Source organism: Pseudomonas sp. D3-27, assembly GCF_051132165.1.
Taxonomy (GTDB): Bacteria; Pseudomonadota; Gammaproteobacteria; order Pseudomonadales; family Pseudomonadaceae; genus Aquipseudomonas.
Genome location: NZ_CP071667.1, coordinates 5547535 through 5566618, shown reverse-complemented (window position 1 = coordinate 5566618; position 19084 = coordinate 5547535). Strand labels below are relative to the sequence as shown.

The 19084-nt window shown below is 55.4% G+C and carries 16 protein-coding genes; 7 read left to right on the top strand and 9 right to left on the bottom strand.

All coding sequences use genetic code 11. The features are described from left to right. From trkA to J3P92_RS24920, 3 genes are all read left to right on the top strand, one after another. Positions 1-1374 carry a Trk system potassium transporter TrkA gene (gene trkA / locus J3P92_RS24930; RefSeq protein ID WP_420765993.1) on the top strand — a complete coding sequence of 458 codons (1374 nt, stop codon included), beginning with the start codon at positions 1-3 and terminating at the stop codon, positions 1372-1374. 176 nt (positions 1375-1550) lie between these two features. After that, positions 1551-1862 (top strand): tetratricopeptide repeat protein, encoded by a 312-nt coding sequence (locus J3P92_RS24925; RefSeq protein ID WP_434649448.1) that lies wholly within the window; start codon positions 1551-1553, stop codon positions 1860-1862. 494 nt (positions 1863-2356) lie between these two features. Beyond that, a complete protein-coding gene (locus J3P92_RS24920) occupies positions 2357-5146 on the top strand; it encodes a TrlF family AAA-like ATPase (protein ID WP_434649446.1) in 2790 nt (929 codons plus the stop codon). Between the two features lie 138 nt (positions 5147-5284). On the opposite strand, the gene J3P92_RS24915 is transcribed toward J3P92_RS24920, so the two are convergent. The 4 genes from J3P92_RS24915 to J3P92_RS24900 all read right to left on the bottom strand — a co-directional run bounded on the left by J3P92_RS24915 (position 5285) and on the right by J3P92_RS24900 (position 10198). Further along, positions 5285-6643, bottom strand: a complete 1359-nt coding sequence (locus tag J3P92_RS24915; protein WP_434649444.1) for a DUF4041 domain-containing protein — start codon at positions 6641-6643, stop codon at positions 5285-5287. A 145-nt stretch (positions 6644-6788) separates the two neighbouring features. Next, positions 6789-8132, bottom strand: a complete 1344-nt coding sequence (locus J3P92_RS24910) for an AAA family ATPase (protein ID WP_434649442.1) — start codon at positions 8130-8132, stop codon at positions 6789-6791. Next, positions 8129-9082 carry a reverse transcriptase family protein gene (locus J3P92_RS24905; RefSeq protein WP_434649439.1) on the bottom strand — a complete coding sequence of 318 codons (954 nt, stop codon included), beginning with the start codon at positions 9080-9082 and terminating at the stop codon, positions 8129-8131. Before J3P92_RS24905 ends, J3P92_RS24910 begins: the two co-directional genes overlap by 4 nt. Positions 9083-9835: 753 nt before the next feature. Then, positions 9836-10198, bottom strand: a complete 363-nt coding sequence (locus J3P92_RS24900; RefSeq protein ID WP_434649437.1) for a DUF6124 family protein — start codon at positions 10196-10198, stop codon at positions 9836-9838. 448 nt (positions 10199-10646) lie between these two features. Between J3P92_RS24900 and J3P92_RS24895 the strand changes: the two genes are divergently transcribed. From J3P92_RS24895 to J3P92_RS24880, 4 genes are all read left to right on the top strand, one after another. Then, on the top strand, positions 10647-11126 hold the full coding sequence (locus J3P92_RS24895; protein ID WP_434649435.1) for a hypothetical protein: 480 nt from the start codon (positions 10647-10649) through the stop codon (positions 11124-11126). A 12-nt stretch (positions 11127-11138) separates the two neighbouring features. After that, positions 11139-11381, top strand: a complete 243-nt coding sequence (locus J3P92_RS24890) for a hypothetical protein (protein ID WP_434649432.1) — start codon at positions 11139-11141, stop codon at positions 11379-11381. Between the two features lie 62 nt (positions 11382-11443). Continuing rightward, a complete protein-coding gene (locus J3P92_RS24885; protein ID WP_434649430.1) occupies positions 11444-12151 on the top strand; it encodes a DUF2459 domain-containing protein in 708 nt (235 codons plus the stop codon). Between the two features lie 166 nt (positions 12152-12317). Beyond that, entirely contained in the window at positions 12318-14510 is a 2193-nt protein-coding gene (locus J3P92_RS24880; RefSeq protein WP_434649428.1) for a TonB-dependent receptor, read from the top strand. A 606-nt stretch (positions 14511-15116) separates the two neighbouring features. Here J3P92_RS24880 and J3P92_RS24875 read toward each other — a convergent pair. From J3P92_RS24875 to J3P92_RS24855, 5 genes are read right to left on the bottom strand one after another with little or no spacing between them, the layout of a single operon-like run. Continuing rightward, entirely contained in the window at positions 15117-15752 is a 636-nt protein-coding gene (locus J3P92_RS24875) for an SCO family protein (protein WP_434561406.1), read from the bottom strand. Next, positions 15749-16648: a heme o synthase gene (gene cyoE / locus J3P92_RS24870; protein ID WP_434649426.1), complete on the bottom strand. Its 900-nt coding sequence runs from the start codon at positions 16646-16648 to the stop codon at positions 15749-15751. Before cyoE ends, J3P92_RS24875 begins: the two co-directional genes overlap by 4 nt. Continuing rightward, on the bottom strand, positions 16636-17715 hold the full coding sequence (locus J3P92_RS24865) for a COX15/CtaA family protein (protein WP_420765986.1): 1080 nt from the start codon (positions 17713-17715) through the stop codon (positions 16636-16638). The genes cyoE and J3P92_RS24865 overlap by 13 nt, the downstream gene beginning before the upstream one ends. Before the next feature lie 10 nt (positions 17716-17725). Next, entirely contained in the window at positions 17726-18319 is a 594-nt protein-coding gene (locus J3P92_RS24860) for a hypothetical protein (RefSeq protein ID WP_434649424.1), read from the bottom strand. Then, on the bottom strand, positions 18285-19022 hold the full coding sequence (locus tag J3P92_RS24855; RefSeq protein ID WP_434649422.1) for an SURF1 family protein: 738 nt from the start codon (positions 19020-19022) through the stop codon (positions 18285-18287). The genes J3P92_RS24860 and J3P92_RS24855 overlap by 35 nt, the downstream gene beginning before the upstream one ends. Positions 19023-19084: the final 62 nt, after the last annotated feature.

Below are 19084 nucleotides of genomic sequence, written 5' to 3'. Positions count from 1 at the left end.
ATGAAAATCATCATCCTGGGTGCAGGGCAGGTTGGCGGTTCGCTGGCGGAACACCTGGCCAGCGAGGCCAACGACATCACCGTGGTCGACACCGACGGCGAACGCCTGCGCGACCTCGGCGACCGTCTCGACATTCGTACGGTACAAGGGCGCGGCTCCTTGCCGACGGTATTGCGCCAGGCCGGCGCCGACGACGCCGACATGCTGGTGGCGGTGACCAACAGCGACGAAACCAACATGGTCGCCTGCCAGGTCGCCCACACGTTGTTTCACACCCCGACCAAAATCGCCCGGGTGCGCGAAGGGGCCTACCTGACCCGCGCCGACCTGTTCGACAACGAAGCGATCCCGGTGGACGTGCTGATCAGCCCCGAGCAGGTGGTGACCAACTACATCAAGCGCCTGATCGAACACCCCGGCGCCCTGCAAGTGATCGATTTTGCCGAGAGCAAGGCGCAACTGGTGGCGGTCAAGGCCTACTACGGCGGACCGCTGGTGGGCCAGCAACTGCGCCAATTGCGCGAGCACATGCCCAATGTCGAGACCCGCGTGGCAGCGATTTTCCGCCGTGACCGGCCGATCCTGCCCCAGGGCGACACCGTGATCGAAGCCGATGACGAAGTCTTCTTCATCGCCGCCAAAGCGAATATTCGCGCGGTCATGAGCGAAATGCGCCGCCTCGACGAAAACTACAAACGCATCGTCATCGCCGGCGGCGGCCAGATCGGCGAACGCCTGGCCGAAGCCATCGAAAGCCGCTACCAGGTCAAGATCATCGAGATGAACCCGGCACGCTGCCGCTACCTCTCCGACACCCTCGACAGCACCGTGGTGCTGCAGGGCAGCGCCTCCGACCGCGACCTGCTGCTGGAAGAAAACATCGCCGACGCCGACATCTTCCTGGCCCTGACCAACGACGACGAAGCCAACATCATGTCCTCGCTCCTGGCCAAGCGCCTGGGGGCCAGGAAGGTCATGACCATCATCAACAACCCGGCCTACGTCGACCTGATCCAGGGCGGCGACATCGACATCGCCATCAGCCCGCAACTGGCAACCATCGGCACCTTGCTCGCCCACGTACGCCGCGGCGACATCGTCAGCGTCCACTCCCTGCGCCGCGGCGCGGCCGAAGCCATCGAAGCCATCGCCCACGGCGACGCCAAATCCAGCAAAGTCATCGGCAAAGCCATCCGCGACATCGGCCTACCGCCCGGCACCACCATCGGCGCCATCATCCGCGACGAAGAAGTGCTCATCGCCCACGACGACACCGTGATCCAGACCGGCGACCATGTGATCCTGTTCCTGGTGGATAAGAAGCACATTCGCGATGTGGAGAAGCTGTTCCATGTGGGGTTGAGCTTCTTCTGATCCAGGCTGTGCAGTGGCAGTCATGGCCTCATCGCGAGCAGGCTCGCTCCCACAAAGGCTCGCTGTCGTTCACAAATATTGTGATCGACCGAGATCCACTGTGGGAGCGAGCCTGCTCGCGAAAGCTACCTAACAGCCAACTGATCAACCCCTGACACACCGATAAGGACGCCCCCATGCTCGACTCCCTGGAAAAAATGCTCGCCAAGGGCATGGACAACGCCCTTCTCCGCTTCGGCCTGGGTAAAGGCTACCTAGACCTAGGCGAATTCCCCCGCGCCGCCGAACACCTCCAACGCTGCGTCGAATTCGACCCGAAGTACTCCGCCGCATGGAAACTACTGGGCAAGGCCCACCAAGGCCAAGGCGACGCCGCCGCAGCCCGCCAAGCCTGGGAACAAGGCCTGGAAGCCGCCCGGGCCCATGGCGACAAACAGGCCGAAAAAGAAATGACCGTGTTCCTGAAGAAGCTGGATCGCCAGCCCTGACTTCACACAAAACTGCTTTTGTGGCGAGGGAGCTTGCTCCCGCTTGACCGGGCTGGCGCTCCAGTGCGAGCACTCACAAAAAAGCCCACCCCATTCTCAACACCAGCCCGCCAACCACCCAAACACACAAAACCCTGTGGTGAGGGGATTTATCCCCGCTGGGCTGCGTAGCAGCCCCACGCAGCCAGCGCGGTCAGCGATTCCTTTTAATAATGTCTGCTTTCGGTCAGAAGCGGTCGGTTGCTTGGAGTGTAGGCAGGGCGAAACTTTAGCTGTCGCCGATCGCAAGCGCACTGGGGCATCAGACAGATATCGATAGGCGACGGAGCTTGAGCAGGCGCTATCAAGCTGATCCGAAGAAGGTGTAAAGTCACTTTGATATCGAAGTAAGTTCCATACAAGTATGGGAAGCAATCGGGTCTGTTGTTCACGAGCAGGATTACGAATCTACGAATCTACGAGGCAAGGAGGCATAGGTGGGCGGATATCAAGGTATGCGCTGGTTCAAAATGGATTTCCAAGTCCAGACGCCGGAGGACAATAGGCACTGGGCGGACGATGATTTGCGCCTACAGAATCCACGTCGACCTTTACGAAATGGTGAGCCTGACGAAAGTGATATCCAAAACAAGGCAAAACGTTTCCTAATGCGGTGTCACGAGCTAGAGCTCGAGGCTATCGGTATCACCGACCACAACTTTTCAGAGAAAACTGAACCCCGTGATTGGTTTCTCACGCACCTCGTCGAGCAGAACAAAACCGTTGCTAGAGAACTTGATAGACCACCGCTGTTCATTTTTCCCGGTTTTGAGGTAGACCTCGGTTACCACTTACTGTGCTTGTTTGAACCTGCTACGAAAGTGAGCCACCTGCGGCGCGTCAATATGATCCTTATTAAATTGGGATTGGCCGAAAATCAGAGATTCAGAGGTGGAATGCCCAACGCCTTACGTCGTGGGGACGAGCCTGTTAGTCTCAAGACCTTGCTGGACGTCGTTCAGAAAGATCATGGTGGTATTGTGATTGCTGCACACGCTGACCAAGAGGATGGTTTGCTTGCAGCTGGCCGAAATATGGATGACTACAAGCTGCCAGGATTGCTAGCCGTGGAGGTAACAACTTACCCAATGCCTCCAAGATATAGCTCGATCTTGGAGGGGAGAGATAGAAACTGGTCGCGTGGAGGACGACAGCCAGCATACGTTCAGTCCTCGGACGCAAAGTCGCTGAAAATGGACGAAGATGGGGTTCCTCTAGCGAATGCTCTGGGCTATCGCCACACCTGGGTCAAGTCATCTAAGCCTTCGATCAACTCACTGCGCCAAGCCTTCCTCGACGGCAAGTCACGGCTTCGACTCCAACCGGCCCGCCCTTCGGATCAGCAGACTCACCCCAGGATCGTTTTTCTGAAATGTTGCGGCTTCAAGTTTCTCGCTGACCAAGAGATCTTTTTCTCGCCAAACCTCAACACCTTAATCGGCGGACGGGGCACGGGGAAATCTACAGTTCTCGAGCTCCTCCGGTTCGCATTCGGCCGTGATCAAGGAGGTGCTTTCTCGGCCTCTACCAAGGCGAAATTCGACCGTGTACGGGCAACCTTTACTGAAGAGGCAGAGGTTCAGGTCGGCTGGGAGAGTATTCCTGGTCAGATAGATGTCATCTCGCTGAGACCACGGGATGGTCACGTATTAATTCAAGGAGAAGCACATGATCTTGACGTCTTTCTCCGGCAGCTTCCGGTGCAGTTCTATAGCCAACAGCAGCTCAGTGAACTCACGGACGTGGATGGCGGCGATAGCTTGTTGGCGATGATCGACGAGGCTTGTTCAACTGAGCTACAGGGTTTAAAGGGCCAGGAAAGTACGCTCCGTGCCGAGATCCATCAGCTTTTTGCAGGCGTCGATCAGATTCAAGCTCTGACCGACGAGATCAACGTCCTCAAACAAGAGCTCCAAGAGTTAAATCGACAGTGGCAGGCGCGGAGTGAAGTTCAAGCGGAGGCGCAACAATACCAGTACGCGGAGGCGGCCCGATCTTACTTTGAGCAGGTCCAAACTCAGATTAATGAGGACATCCGGCGTTTCTCCCTACTAGCCGACGATCTGTCTTCTCGAGGCGCACTCAACAATGGCCAGGTAGAGGTCTGGCCTAGGTCAGGATGGTTCAATGAGTTCACTCGGGAAGCAGTCCAGCTTAGGGAGATATATCGGACGAAGGCGGCCGAATTGGCGGCTCAGCTTCAGCAAGAAGCGACCAAGCTCTTTCAATATGGTGACGGTTGGGAACGAGTTTCAAAGGAGCTAGAGGGCACAAAGGATATGTTCCTTCTGGCATGTAGAGAGCGAGGCCTTCAGCCTCAGGACGTGGCACGACTGCAAGAGATCGATAGGGCCCGCCAAGCAAAAATGCAATTGCTGCTGCAGAAAGAGGAACGCCTAGGAGCTCTTTCCCCGCAGCGCGAGCGTCTGAATACAGCGATGGAGGACATGGACGCTTTATGGGAGCAGCAATTCAATGTTCGCCATCAAGCCGCCCTTGAGATTAATGAAAGGGCACAAGGCTCAATACGCCTTATCATTCAGAAAATGGCAGATGCTGCAGGCTTCACTCAAGCATGGAACGAAATGGCACCAGACGGTCGCAGTCGCCTTGGGAGAGCCTGGGACCACATCGGCAAGCAACTATTTGAGAGCTTTTCCCGGCATCCGCAGGGGGCAGATTCACCCTGGCTTCACATTCGTGAGGTGCTAGCTGAGCGGAGAGACTTCCCGCGATCCCTGCTGGAATACCGAGATGAGCTGAAGCCCTACGTCATATCCCAAAAAGACGCTTGGCGAAACGCTCGACTCACCCGTGTCGAGGAGCGTGTAGACATTGAGCTGTACCGGGCCGATAGGACATTGGTCGGTAGTGTTCAGAGCAAGGCCCTGTCGGAAGGTCAGCGCAACACAGCCGTCCTCAACTTACTGCTGGCCAAAGGAGAGGGGCCGATTGTCATCGACCAACCTGAGGACGAACTGGACTCAAAGTTCATCTATCGCGAGCTCGTGCCATTACTGCGTAAGGTCAAAAACCAGCGTCAGTTGATATTGGCCACGCACAACGCCAACCTCCCCGTGAATGCCGACACCGACCTAGTGTATGCCTTAGAGGTGGAACGAGGGTTAGGCGTAAGGCTTGCATCGGGCGGCTTGGACAGAGCTGATACAGCTACTGCAGTGCTGGACATCATGGAGGGATCGGAAGAAGCCTTTAAGCGTCGACTCGACAAGTACCACTTCTAAACTCGGACGCAGTCCGGGGCGAGGGCACAGGAAAAGCAAAGGAAACCGGGGACAGACCATGATTTGGGCTCACCTGTAATCGGACTCTCTCATAATCATGGTCTGTCCCCGTTTCCCCTGTCGCCGTTTCCCAAAATTTCAGCTTTGTGCTGCAAGTCGTTCTGATTGCTGGATTGCGGGTTTTGGCAATGCCATGCGCAGGCTTTCGCGATACTGTTCCGCCGGTGCTTCGTGGGTGACCTCTACAACAGAATCGTAATTTTCTCGAATGACCGACTCAATCTCAGCAATGTCCGCGCGGAAGAACTCCTTGCGCCCGTTAACCTTGTTGAGGCGACCTACGGCAAAGCGTTCGTGCAGTTTTGCTTCCAATGCGGGAGCGTTATTCGAGAAGACCATCGCATGCACGTCAAACCAGAACGGTACCGACGCATCACCCAGCTCATCAACCCGATCCATGGGCTCCAAGCGGCGCGTCATACCGATCTTGTAAATCCCTTCCCCGAATGCCCCTAGGTTGGAGATCACGTACACATAGCCGGCCTTGGCATTCTGTTCGCGATAGTCAATGAGCTTCTCTTCGCTCTCTAGCTCGGCTCGGCCCGCTTCAACCTCGGCTAGCTTCGCCAGTAGCGCGGCGCGCTCTTCTTCAGATTCTACTTTGTCCAGGCGAGCCTGAAGGTCACGCATGGCGGTAGTAAAGTGTTTGCGCTCCTTGGCGATCTTCTCCCGGGCAGCGCGAATTTCCTGCTCCAGCTTCTGTTGTTCTCGCAACTCTTCTCGGGCGCGTTTCGCTTCTTCCTTTTCCTCTTGCTTCTTGATCTGAAACTCCTGAGCAAGGTGCAATTCATCAAGCTTGAGGCGCAGATAAGCGGGCGATATCTCTACGCTCATAATCTTGCCAAGGCGGTTGCAGGTTTCGAACGATTTGAAAATTCTTTTCTCGCCCAGTTCGACGTTGTCGAACTTCACGTTGTCCACACAGACATCCGCTTCGTTGTTGAACGAGCGAATCACCAACTTGATCATGTCGTTCACGAGCTTCCGACCTTGGGCCTTGCTGTTGTTGACCGTCCAGTCCATGTTCCCGGTCGCTGCCTCCCCGCCTTTAATCATCTCTTTTTGACGTTCGCGGACACTGTCCAGTCGGGATTTGTATTCTTGGCTTGTGACTAGCTTGAACTTAGGCTCATAAAGCGCAAAGCTTTCTAGCAGCAACGTCTCCTCCCACACGAGTATTTGACCTTGCAGATCAGAGGACTGTTGCGCTAGCGAAGCCACCTCCCGCTCAGCGCGCTGAGTTTCTTGGCGGACGGCAGCAAGCTTCTCTTTCTCTTGCTCGGTCAGCCTCTGAACTTCCAAGACATCCATGGCGCCGATCCTCGTAGCGAGCGTTTGGAGCTGCTCATATTGCGCTTGGAGATTCGTAAGCTGGGCTTCCAAATCATCCGCGCGTTGCCGGTGGGCGGGGCCTTTCCAATAGTCGCTAAGGGACATGGGTTCCATCCTCGTTTCTGAGTCAACGGTCGTACAGATGTCAACCAACGCAGACTGTCTTAACAGCGCAAAGCAGAAGGAAGCCATTAACGGATGTTTTGTATGCTCGGCAAAACGAACTGCAGCTCATATCTTCTGCTCCGCGTTAAACGTTGGGTAAGTAAAGAAACTCGTCAAAAATTTGCATAAATTTTTCAGTTTCTTTGGCGTAAGTTGTGCAAAGGTATTCGATGACTTGCGCCTCCGTCAAAAGATTATTTCGCATTACATGTTTATACAGTTGCTTGTTGTCGAGGCCAGGTACGTTACCTATTGCATTTTCTAAAAAACCTGACCCTCCATAGTAGTCTGAGTGCAATTGCTTTTCGACGCTTTCGAACGGGATACAGTAAACATTTTTATAGTTTTTTACGTGTTTTTCTTTCGCTTGATCGCCGTCCAGAATAGAGATTACGTCCTTCTGGTTAGCAAAAAATTCTTCTTTCGCATTTCTGCTCATTAAATCTACAACGCCACTCCCGCCTCCAATGTATATAATTTTATACTGGAAGTGTGTTTTTGGATGGTGCTTTTCAAGCAGGTATTCTAGAAGCTTCTGGAGCAAGTCATCTTCAGTAAGAATATACCTATCCCATCCTTTAAACCCGAAAAGAATGCTTTTTACGTAACTGTAAGACGCCGGAATTGGACGAACGCAAGTGGAATCATCGAGCAAATAGAAAATTTCGTTATCGTTAAGTGTTTTCATCAGCGCTAGAGAGTGCGTTGTAAATAAAATATTTACATTGTAGTTTGCACAGAACAATCTAAGCCTTGTTGCTAGTCTAGTTTGGGCTGCGGCATCTAGTGATATATCAATTTCGTCAATCACGATAAGTTTGCAGCGATTTTTTATTTTTCTGTACACGCTAATAAGAAGATATTCGCCTGAGCTCAAATAATCCTCGCGTATATATCTGCTTTCTTCCAAAAGAATACAGTAGTACTCGTTGCGCTTTACTTTTATCTGGACTAGATTATTAAATTTGGTCGTGGAGTATATATAGTTTAGAAACTCGATTAGCTCCGCAGGCCCTTCGTGTGTTCCCATTACAATGTTGCTTCGGATCTCTGGGTCTGCTTTTGTCAGTGTTTGGAAGAAACTAAATCGCTGGCCGTAAGGCATCGGCAACTCTACATCAATGTTGCTTTTTATAATGTCTGGTATGATGTCCTTTGAGTTTAAGCTACGAATGCCAGGATCATAAGTGAATATGAAAGGAGTTTTGTCTACTAAATATTTTATATGGCTATCGGTACGAAATATTCCTGGTTGTGATGTTTGGGCGAAAGTGTCGGCAAATCTTAAATTCTGTATGGCTTTAATAAGGGTGGTTTTGCCTATGCCATTTTTCCCTATTAAACATGTCAGCTTGTTCAGGCTTAAATCAATATCAAATTTCAATATAGATACATGTTGAATATTATTGATTTCGATCTCAATTTTCATAGAGATTTCACCGATCCGCGGACAAACATATCAACTACGGATGCGCCATATTTTTTGCGAAGTTTGTTGAGGTAGACTTTGTCTGTTGTGTTTATGTAATTTAAGTATCCAGACACCTTGGCGAGTGCAGTAGTACTATCGGTTTCAATCTTATCTAAAAATTTTTGCTTGTCTTTTGTGAAAAAATGCAATAGCACTTCAATATCGGCCTTCAACTTCGAGTCTATTGTGATAGTGCCATTTGGCAAAATCATCATTCCGAGTACTTTAAGTTTATTGCCTGCAGAGCTGTATTTTGTTTTGGATACATTGATAGACAGATTGTCCTTGAAGTGCTGATGAAGGATTTCTGCGATTACTTCACCTGTCCCGTATAGCTTCCTCTCACTTCCGGAAATTATTATGTCATCTGAGTAGCGCGTATATATTAATCCATTTACCCTACAGTAACGCTCTACTTCATTGTCAAAATGCAATAGACATGCATTGCTAATTAAAGGTGATGTTGAAAAACCCACCGGTAGCTTGCTGGACACGGTGCAGAGTTCGATTATTCTATCGATATACATAAGCACGTCGGTAATAGGTATTCTATCAATGCTGGCGATTATAGTAGATTTAACAAGATCGCTGCGAATGTTGCCAAAAAAATTGTTCAGGTCTGTTTGATAGAAGTGCTTACTGTGAGCATGCTTGCTTACTGCATCAGCTACATTCATCCCTTTCCTATAGGAATATACACAGCTTTCATTAAACTCGAGCCATTGGAATACAAATAGATTAAGAAATTTATGATAGGTTTTTAATGTCTGATCGGCTTCGTAAATGTTCTTTTTATTGAGATCAAGCTTTCGGAATTTTTCGGAGATGTCGCCCGACTTGAAATCTTCAAAATCATATTTGCCATGGTACATAGCTTCAAATGCAGATTTAAAGTCTCTATTAACCATTTGTCAATCTCTGATTGGATTCACTACTGTCACGGTAACGCGACCAAGAACAGTACCATCTTGCATAAAAGAAAATTGGTACGAGTTAGTGCTGCGCAATGTCAATGCTAACGAACGGAATATTCGAAATTCTATATCGAGGGAGAGGCGAGATAAGGCGATGAAAAATAATATAAAAGAAGGGATGTTGTAGCAGAATTTACAATTCGCATGGCCCCCCTGCTCAAGCCATAAACTAGGAGGGAGGCCATACAAATGTAACATGGATCAAGACCTCTAGAGGTCAGCTTGACGACTGGAGATACCCCTAGTCACTGACATAAAAAGGATGGTAAGGCCTTCAGGACAAAAAAACAACTGTTGCAGAGGCAGCATTAGAAAATACGATTTAATCATTTGATTTAATTGGATTTTTATGTATGAGGGGGCCGCAGTGGAGCCCTGCGGCATCCGATCCCTACATGCGAGCAACGCTCGTCGGCAACACGATTGTGTCTGCCGCTCTTATGAGGCATATGTAGAATTCTGGATAGGTTTTGGCATGGGAAAATGCTACTGCATGCTGTCGACCGGCACTAATGGCTAACGACCTTTTCACGTGAGAAAATAACGGCCCATGCGGACATTTTGAATCCCCTAATTTCGCAAGCACGCTTATTGGTGCTTTCTGGCGGTTTTCGGCCATTCTAGGAGGGCAGAGGCAAAAAGAAACCCGACGCAAAACGCCGGGTTTTTCCATTGGAAAACCTTTACCTACCGCCCCGGCTCCACATTATCCAACACCCGATTCGCCAACAACGAACTCAGCTCAATCAACTGCTGAATCCCCAGCGCCACATGACGCCTCGCCCCATCCAGATCAAACGCTAGATCATTCACCATCGCATCAGCCGAAGCCAACGTCTCACTGAGGTTGGCGAGCAGGCATTCGTTGTCGAGACCTTTCACGACGGTGAATAGCTGGCCCGGTTTGGGGTCGTCTTTGGATTTGTCCGGTTGCGGTAGCAAGTAGTGATCGATCACCCGTTTGGTGGTTTCGTCTTGCTGCTTGGCTTTGGATTTTGCGGATTTGGGAGTGGAATCTGCTTCTGGCGGATTTGGGGTTATTTTGAACATAGGTATGTCTTCTCAGTTAGGCCGCAACCATTTCGCTACTAAACGATAGGGTGGCGGCTGTGCGCAGGTTAGTAGACCGGTGACATACCTAAAACCGGCGCGCCCGAGGACGCCATGCGCACAGCCACCATCGAGTGCAGGCGAAGCCTAACTGATGAGACTCATGCAACCGGATGTCATCCGGGCTACTAAACCCGACCACTGATGGGCAGTGGCAGGAAGACAATAGAACCCCGGGACAAGGCGCACAAGCGGGCGGATTCTGGCGTAGTTGTAGGCAAAGGCGCAAGGATGCGTGGCTTGATGGACGTTGTAGGCGGGGGCTGTAGGAGGTGAGTGTTTCGGCGAGGCTGGTGGGTTGTTTTGCTCAGTCCAGCAGTACGAAATGATTGAATCCCATCCGCCCGTTGCAGAGAATTGCCACCTTCACCCCAAAAGGATACGGGCGATGAAGTTCGAAGGGACTTTCCGATACATGGGCAATCACGGGATCGTCTTCAACGTCTCGCAGATCACCCTCACCGACAGCGAACGCGGGCGCTTGCGCGAGCTGCATTTTGGCGAGGCAAAACACGCTCACTATGAAGTCAACAGCAAGGTCGTCGAGGTATACGACAAGATGCAGGCCAGGGGCCTGCCTTGCGTGATGATGATCGGGATCTCCAAGCCGCTGACCCGACAACAGGGCGATGCCCTCAACGCCCAGCGCACCACGATCGCCAACCTTGCAGCCGCGGCCTTCGCTTCCGCCGCCAAGGCTGTGGCCCCCCCTTACGTGGCGGCATCTGTAGGGGTAGGTGTGCGCACGTATACCAATCAAATTCTACCCACCTACCATGCGGGCGACGTACTGGTCAGCATAGAGGCGCAGGTCAACGGCGGCATCGGCCCGCAACGCACCCTCTCGACATTGATCATCAAGGCCTGACCGGAGACGTACATGTCCGAAATTACTCAGTTGGTCATTGCCTTGGTGGTGTCCTTTCTGCTTGATCGATTCCTCAAGCCCTATCTGCTACGCAAGTGGCTAGGCGTAGTGTTGATGGTTGCGGGTGTGGTTGGCTGCTTTGTGGCAGGTCAGACCCGCGTGTTGGGGTTTGATCTGGGGTTGCTGTCGGTTTTTGCCGTGCCGATAGGGATGGGGTTGTTCATGAAGCGGCGGCGGTTTGAGGAGGTTGGCTGAGGGGGGATGGCGGATGGATTAATATCAGGTAATAAATCCGTTCCCTTAAGTGGTCCCTGTGTATGCGCATTGCAGTGTTGGCCCTGGTCCTCACGCTGTTCGGCTGCGCTAGCGCGTCGGACCCGCCGAGGGGCGAGGGTGGCGGTTGGCGGTCCTTCTATGTGGTGAATCATGGCCTGCATACTGGGTTGGTGATTGCGCGCTCCGATCTGCTTCAAGTGCTTCCCGCACTGGTCGAAGCATTCAGCGAAGGCGACTTCGTTGAGTTCGGCTGGGGTGACGAGGATTTCTACCGAGCCCCACAAGCCACCTTGAGCCTCGCCCTGGGAGCCTTGTTCGGGTCGACGGCAACCGTGCTGCATGCGGTCAAAATTGACGGGGACCCGAGGCGGCGTTTCACCGCAAGCGAGGTCATCGAGGTGCGGGTGACGGAGGACGGCTACCGACGACTGCTCGCGTTCGTGGCCGGGACCTTCACCCGCTCAGCGACGGGCACCTTGGTGGTGCTCGGGCCTGGCCTGTATGGAGAGAGCCGGTTCTACCAGGCCGAGGGTCACTATTCGCTGTTTTATACCTGCAATACCTGGGTCGCAGAGGCGCTGGCCGCGAGCAACTGCCCAATGTCGCCCGTAGCGGTGATTACGGCGGGGAACGTCATGTCGCAGTTGCGCCGAGCGACAGCGGTCGGCGCTTTTTGCGGGCTTGCTCCCACAGTGGGCGGCGTTGGGCTCGGTGTTCGGTTCGACACATCCCCCCTCGTGTGGAAGTGAGAGCAAATTTCCCCTTCCTGGTAGCCAGTCCCTGTGGCGATTAAGGCGCTTGATGCCGACAGAACCGCTTCCAGATCTTTATAGCATCGTGTCAGTTGGTATGGATAATCTATCTGCGAATCATTAGCATTAGCGGCATTGGCCGTTTCCCCGCAGGTACTCACTCATGCTATTTCCATCTCGCCTTACGTTGCTCGCTGCGTGCTGCTCAGTCAGTTTTCTTGCCCAGGCGGCAGCGCCTATTGAATTGGGCGTGACCGACGTTACTGCCGATGCGATTAAAACCAATTCCAACACGTTATCGGCGCCCTATGCGGGGGGGCAGGTGGCGAGGGGAGGCCAGATAGGGGTGCTGGGCAATCAGGACAACATGGATGTCCCGTTCGTGATGACCAGTTACACCTCGCAGTTGATTGAAGATCAGCAAGCGGAAGACGTGGGTGATGTGCTGCTCAATGATCCTTCGGTGCGTCAGTCCTATGGGTTTGGTAACCAATCCCAGGTGTTCGTGATTCGAGGCCTGCCGCTTGCCAGCGACGACATTTCCTACAACGGGCTGTACGGCGTTTTACCGCGCCAAATTCTGTCGACGGATGCGATCGAGCGCGTCGAGGTGTTCAAGGGGCCCAACGCGTTCATCAACGGCGTCAGCCCGACGGGTTCGGGTCTTGGGGGCGGTGTCAATTTGCAGCCCAAGCGCGCGGAGGATGTCCCGACTCGTCGCTATACGCAGGACATCAGCACCGATGGCCGCATGGGCGAGCATTTGGATATCGGGCAGCGGTTCGGCGAGGACAATCGGTTTGGCGCCAGGTTGAACCTGAGCCAGCGCGAAGGTGAAACAGCGATCGACAACCAGGATCAGCGCACAAAGTTGTTCGTTGCTGGCTTGGACTATCGAGGTGATGACTTCCGCGTTTCCACCGATTTCGGCTACCAGAAACAGCGTATCAATGGACTGCGTAACTCTGTGAACATCGGCAACGCCACGCGCATTCCCACGGCTCCGGATGCGAGTCACAATTATGGACAGGACTGGACTTACTCCGAAACCGAAGACACCTTCGGCATGGTTCGTGGCGATTGGGACTTGAACGAAAACTGGACCGCCTACCTGGCTGGCGGTGTAAAGCACACCCGAGAAACTGGGGTATACGCCACACCGACGCTGGTCGGCAATAACGGTGTCGCGACGATCGGTGGCTCAGAAATTCCACACAACGAAGACAACACATCGTTTAGTGGCGGGCTGAACGGGCGCTTCAACACGGGACCTGTTTCCCACCAGGTTGCGATCGGCGGCTCAACGATCTGGACCGAGCAGGAAAACGCCTACACTTTCTATCGTCCCGTTACCGGCAACAGCAATCTCTACGACACCCCAACGCTACCCAAGCCGACCGCGGTGTCCAGCACCGGCGGTGAAATGGGCGATCCCGGGGTGACCGGCAAAACCCGCAACCGTAGCCTAGCGATTTCCGACACGTTGGGCTTGTTCGATGACAAATTGCTGGTCACTTATGGTGTCCGTCGTCAGCAGTTGCGTGTCGAAAACTATAAGTACGATGGCACCACCTCAAACGGTGTAGCCAATCCAGCAAACGATGGCAGTCGTAGCACGCCCTACGATGAAGCCGTTACCACGCCTGTCTACGGCATTGTCTACAAGCCTGTGGAGAGCGTGTCGCTCTACGCCAACCGAATCGAAGGCCTTGCTAAAGGGCCAGTGGCGTCCGGTTCAGGCATCACCAACCTGGGCCAAGCCTTTCCCCCGGGCCGCACAAAACAGTTGGAAGCGGGCATCAAGCTGGACATGCAAACCTTCGGTGCCAACGTGGGTGTTTTCCGTATCGAGAAACCTTCCGATGGCTACGTCGACAACGCGCAGAACCTCTATGTGCGTGACGGTGAGCAGGTCAATAAAGGGTTGGAGATCAGCGTATTCGGTGAGCCCATCGAAGGTCTCCGGTTGATGGCCGGCGGCACCCGAATGACGTCCGAACTCAAAAACACTGCGGGCGGTTTCAACGATGGCAACCACGCCATTGGCGTGCCAACGTTCCAGCTCAATGCCAGCGTGGATTGGGATGTCCCAGGCATTGAAGACGCCGCGCTCAGCGCCAGAATGTTGCGCACTGGCGGGCAGTACGCTGATCAGGCTAATAATCTGAGCTTGCCTACCTGGAACCGTTTCGATGCTGGCGCACGTTATAAGATGAAATTCGTAGAGAAAGACCTGACGTTGCGCGTCAATGTGGAAAACATTGCCGACAAGAACTACTGGGCCTCGGCGAACGGCGGCTATCTTTCGCAGGGTGATCCGCGGTTGGTGAAGTTTTCGGGGACTATTGATTTCTGATCAGAAGCGGAACGTGGAGCGTCCCTGGCGACATCCATGGGAGCAAAGCTTGCTCGGATAGTGGAGACCAGCCAAACCTGTATCGACAGACCTGCCCCAATCGCGAGCAAGCTTTGCTCCCACAGATTTCGGCATTTCTTCAGGTAAACCGCATCGTCTGGTTTTGCGACTGCTGCGCCCGAGACGTCGGACCGGCCGAGCGGGAGCAAGCTCCCTCGCCACGGGCGGTGTCTGGGCTGGCGTCATCGCGAGCAGGCTCGCTCCCACAGGGGATTGAGGCTGTTGCAGATACTCTGTTCACCGCCGCCCGGTGTGGGAGCGAGCTTGCTCGCGAGGAGGGTGTCACATTCAATATTGATGCAAGCTGACCCGCCGCTTTCGCGAGCAAGCCCGCTCCCACAGTACGTGGCGTTGGGCTGGATGTTCGGATCGACACTAACCCCTGTGGCGAGGGAGCTTGCTCCCGCTGGCCTGCGCAGCAGGCCCCTGCATTTCCTCAGGCAAACCGCATCGTTCGGTTTTGCGGTCGCTGCGCAACCGAGCGGGAGCAAGCTCCCTCGCCACGGGGAGATGCATTATCAGGAAGCAAGTGGCCTCGCCTTGGCTTCATTTGCGCTTGAGCATCTCCGGTAACTGCGCCACCAACTTCTGGTTATTCAACGGCGCCCGAATAAACCCGCGTTGCTTGCCGTCCGGTCCAATCACGGCAAGGTTGCCGCTGTGATCGACGGTGTAGTTGGGCTTGCTGGTGTCCGCCGGAATAAAGGGAATGCTCACCGCATTGGCGAGTTTCTGTAAGTCTTCAACAGAGGAAGCGGTGAGGCCTTTGAACTGCGGGTCGAAGTAGCCCAGGTATTGCTTGAGTTGCTTGGGGGTGTCGCGGTTCGGGTCGACGCTTACCAATACGACCTGCAACTTGGCCACAGCCTCGGGCGGCAGTTCGCTTTTGATCTGGCGCAGTTGGGCGAGGGTGGTTGGGCAGATGTCCGGGCAGAAGGTGTAGCCGAAGAACAGCAGGCTCCACTTGTCTTTCAGCCCATCCATCGCCACGGGCTGGCCGTCCTGGTCGGTCATTTTCACATCCGGCAGGTTGCGGCTTTGCGGCAGCAGGATGATGCCGGCGTCGATCAATGCGGTCGGGTCACCCTGGCCTTTGCTGGACAGCACCTTGTTGATGGTCAGGCCGAGGATCAGTGCGATCACGGCCGCGAGGATGAAGACGGTTTTCTGGGTACGAGTCATAGGCTCAACAGTAAGTAGTGATCAACGAGCAGGGCGATGAACAGCATGAACAAGTACCAGATAGAGTACTTGAACGTATTGATCGCCGCGTGCGGCCGACTGCCACGGTACAACACCACGGCCCATTGCAGAAACCGGGCACCCAGCACGAGCGCACAAACCAGGTAGATCAGCCCGCTCATCTGGATCACGAATGGCATCAGGCTCACCGCCAGCAGCACCAAGGTGTACAGCAGGATGTGGATCTTGGTGTAGTGCTCGCCGTGTGTCACCGGCAGCATCGGAATGTCGGCCTTGGCGTATTCCTCCTTGCGATGAATCGCCAGAGCCCAGAAGTGCGGTGGTGTCCAGGCGAAGATGATCAACACCAGCAACAGCGGTTCGGCGCTGACGTGTCCGGTGGCCGCCACCCAGCCCAGCAGCGGCGGAGCGGCGCCGGCGAGGCCGCCGATGACGATGTTCTGCGGCGTTGCCCGCTTGAGGAAGCCGGTGTAGATGACGGCGTAACCGAGGAGCGAGGCGAGGGTCAGCCAGGCGGTCAGTGGGTTGGTAAAGATCAGCAACATGGCTTGCCCGGCGACGGCCAGCGCCAGGGCGAAAGTCAGTGCAGCGGCGGGCGAGACCCGCCCTTCGGCCAGCGGCCGCTTATGGGTGCGGGCCATCACCGCGTCGATACGCCGATCCACCACGTGGTTCACCGCGGCCGCGCCACCTGCGCACAGCGCGATGCCCAGGTTGCCGAATACAAGGACCGTCCACGGCACTCCGGCGCGGGTCGCGAGAAACATGCCGACCAGCGAGGTGATCAGCATCAATACCACCACTTTGGGCTTGGTCAGCTCCAGGTAATCGCGCCAGATCGCCTGGCTGTGGCGTTCACCGGTCAAGGTTGCCATGGCATCTCTCCTTTAATCGTAATGGGGGCGACGCCGTGTTCGGGCGGATTGAAGCGCCAGCGCAGCGGGACGTGGTGCCGTACCCGGACCAGGCTGGTGCGTGCGTGATAATTGACCAGCACCAGGGTCAGCAGCAGGGCGGCGCCCCCGGCGTTGTGGGCCACGGCCACCGGCAGCGGCAGATGAAACACGACGTTGCTTATACCTAATGTAATTTGCGCGACCAGCGCGGTGAGGACCAGCCCCGCCAGTCGGGTCATGCCCACCGTCTTCAGTTGCCAAGCCAGCCCAAGCAGCACCACAGTCACCAGTAACGCGCCGATGCGATGGGTCACATGGATGGCGGTACGGGCGTCGCTGTCCAGTTGCCCGCCCAGGTAGTTCGGGCCGATGTGCTGGGTCAGGTGAAAGCCGTTGGCGAAATCGGCGGGCGGCATCCATTCACCATGGCAGGTGGGGAAGTCGATGCAGGCCACCGCGGCGTAGTTGGAACTGACCCAGCCGCCCAAGGCGATCTGGCCGATCACCAGCAGCAGCCCGGCCGTGGCCCAATGTTGCAGGCGCTTGGGCACGGTCAGCGCCGGCAACACGCCGGACAATCTCAGGGTAAGCAGAAACAACAGGCTCAACGTCGCGAACCCGCCCAGCAGATGACCGGTGACGACTTGAGGCCAGAGCTTCAACGTCACGGTCCACATGCCGAACGCCGCTTGCGCGAACACAACGGCGAGGAGAAACAGTGGCAATTTCAATGGCAAGCCAGGGTGACGACGGTTCGTCCAGGCCCGGGCGGCCAGCGCGGCAATCATCAGCGCCAATGCACCGGCGAAATACCGGTGGACCATCTCGTTCCAGCCTTTATGGGCCTCAACCGGGGCGTCGGGGAAATGCAATTCGGCATGGGCCAGTTGGGCTTCGCCCTTGGGTACGCTGATGAATCCGTAGCAACCCGGCCAGTCGGGGCAACCGAGGCCGGCGTGAGTCAGGCGGGTGTAGGCGCCTAACAGTACGACAATCAATGCCAGCAACGTGGCGAACAGCGCGAGGCGAAATCCAGGCTTGGCCATGTCGATGTCCTCATCCGATGTTCGACAGTTTCAGCAGGTGCCGCAGGTCGTTGAGCAAATCCTTGCCCTTGACCCGGGCGTCGTAGCGCAGCACCAGGTTGCTGTGGGGATCGATGATCCACAGCTGGGCGCCGCCGGAACCCTGGGCGCCTTTCTGATAGGCAGGCAGATCCAGCGGGTAGCGTTGCAGCTGGGGATATTCGCGCTGCAGCTGGGCGTCGTACGCGCTGTCCAGGGGTTGCGCGATGGCCAGGGCATGGCTGGCGCGGCCGGCTTCGCGGCCCAGGCCGATCTGCACTTGCCGGGCCAGGTAGACCAACTGGCGGCAGTCCACCGAGCACTCTTGAGGGGCCGTCACCAGGATCTGCCAGCGCTGCTCGTCGGCCTGCACGCCGATGTCGGCGCGGGACTGGCCGTTGCCGATCAACTCGCCGTGGTAGCTGCGGCTGTCGGGGACCCAGAACTGGAATTTGTACATGCCGGTGGCGAGGATCATCGGGCCGATCACGCCCAGCACAATCAACAGCAATTGCACGCGGCCCTTGCGGCGGCTGCGTGCATCGGGTGCTTCAGACGTGTTGGTTGGATTCATGGTGCTTCCCATGGTGTCTCCCTGCGTTGTGCCATCCGAGATAGAGGAAAAGGCCGAACAGCGCCGCCGCCATGGCGAACCACTGCACGGCATAGCCGAGGTGTTTTTCCGGACCCATGGCAACCACCGGCCAATCGGTCTGGTAGGCGCCGGGGCCGCTTTGTTGTCTTAGTTCGTAAGCGAAGCCGCCACGGTCCAGTTCTGCCCAGAGTTTCTGCGGTTCGATGGTGGTGACCAGCCGCGGCCACGGTGCGCTTGCCGGGTCGGCGTGAAGTTGGAACGTGGCGCCGGGTGCGACGTAGACCCAGGCTTGAAGGTCGACAGTCTGTTCAGGTGTGCTGAAGACTGGCGGGGTGCGGCGATCCGGCCAGGGCAGCCAGCCACGATTGACCAGCAGCCAAAGCCCGCTGGCGTGATCGAGGAACGGCTGCAGCAGTTCGACGCCCACCTTGCCGTCGTGCTGGCGGTTGTCCAGGAGCAGGCTGTGCTCGGCGTCGAATTGGCCACGCAGGCTGACCGGTCGAAAGGCCGGATCCGTCGTTTCCGAAAGCTCGACGCTGTCCATCGGCTTGGCCACGCGGCGCTCGGCATAAGTGTCCATGAGCACACGTTTCTGTTCGCCCCGGCTCATTTGCCAGAACCCCAGGCACACCATCACCGGCACCAGCACGGCCACCACGAGTGACGGCACGATGCCCGGCCGGAAGCCTTTCATGGCGCCGCCCTAAGGCTAATGAACGGGATAGCTATACTCACGTGCATCGCGTCCCCCGGAGT

What these genes read in the sequence shown, in the direction of transcription:
- J3P92_RS24905 (WP_434649439.1), bottom strand. Translation starts at nt 9,082, where the DNA reads ATGGTTAATAGAGACTTTAAATCTGCATTTGAAGCTATGTACCATGGC.
- J3P92_RS24885 (WP_434649430.1), top strand. Translation starts at nt 11,444, where the DNA reads ATGCGCATTGCAGTGTTGGCCCTGGTCCTCACGCTGTTCGGCTGCGCT.
- trkA (WP_420765993.1), top strand. Translation starts at nt 1, where the DNA reads ATGAAAATCATCATCCTGGGTGCAGGGCAGGTTGGCGGTTCGCTGGCG.
- J3P92_RS24900 (WP_434649437.1), bottom strand. Translation starts at nt 10,198, where the DNA reads ATGTTCAAAATAACCCCAAATCCGCCAGAAGCAGATTCCACTCCCAAA.
- cyoE (WP_434649426.1), bottom strand. Translation starts at nt 16,648, where the DNA reads ATGGCAACCTTGACCGGTGAACGCCACAGCCAGGCGATCTGGCGCGAT.
- J3P92_RS24880 (WP_434649428.1), top strand. Translation starts at nt 12,318, where the DNA reads ATGCTATTTCCATCTCGCCTTACGTTGCTCGCTGCGTGCTGCTCAGTC.
- J3P92_RS24915 (WP_434649444.1), bottom strand. Translation starts at nt 6,643, where the DNA reads ATGTCCCTTAGCGACTATTGGAAAGGCCCCGCCCACCGGCAACGCGCG.
- J3P92_RS24910 (WP_434649442.1), bottom strand. Translation starts at nt 8,132, where the DNA reads ATGAAAATTGAGATCGAAATCAATAATATTCAACATGTATCTATATTG.
- J3P92_RS24925 (WP_434649448.1), top strand. Translation starts at nt 1,551, where the DNA reads ATGCTCGACTCCCTGGAAAAAATGCTCGCCAAGGGCATGGACAACGCC.
- J3P92_RS24875 (WP_434561406.1), bottom strand. Translation starts at nt 15,752, where the DNA reads ATGACTCGTACCCAGAAAACCGTCTTCATCCTCGCGGCCGTGATCGCA.
- J3P92_RS24865 (WP_420765986.1), bottom strand. Translation starts at nt 17,715, where the DNA reads ATGGCCAAGCCTGGATTTCGCCTCGCGCTGTTCGCCACGTTGCTGGCA.
- J3P92_RS24895 (WP_434649435.1), top strand. Translation starts at nt 10,647, where the DNA reads ATGAAGTTCGAAGGGACTTTCCGATACATGGGCAATCACGGGATCGTC.
- J3P92_RS24920 (WP_434649446.1), top strand. Translation starts at nt 2,357, where the DNA reads ATGCGCTGGTTCAAAATGGATTTCCAAGTCCAGACGCCGGAGGACAAT.
- J3P92_RS24890 (WP_434649432.1), top strand. Translation starts at nt 11,139, where the DNA reads ATGTCCGAAATTACTCAGTTGGTCATTGCCTTGGTGGTGTCCTTTCTG.
- J3P92_RS24855 (WP_434649422.1), bottom strand. Translation starts at nt 19,022, where the DNA reads ATGAAAGGCTTCCGGCCGGGCATCGTGCCGTCACTCGTGGTGGCCGTG.
- J3P92_RS24860 (WP_434649424.1), bottom strand. Translation starts at nt 18,319, where the DNA reads ATGGGAAGCACCATGAATCCAACCAACACGTCTGAAGCACCCGATGCA.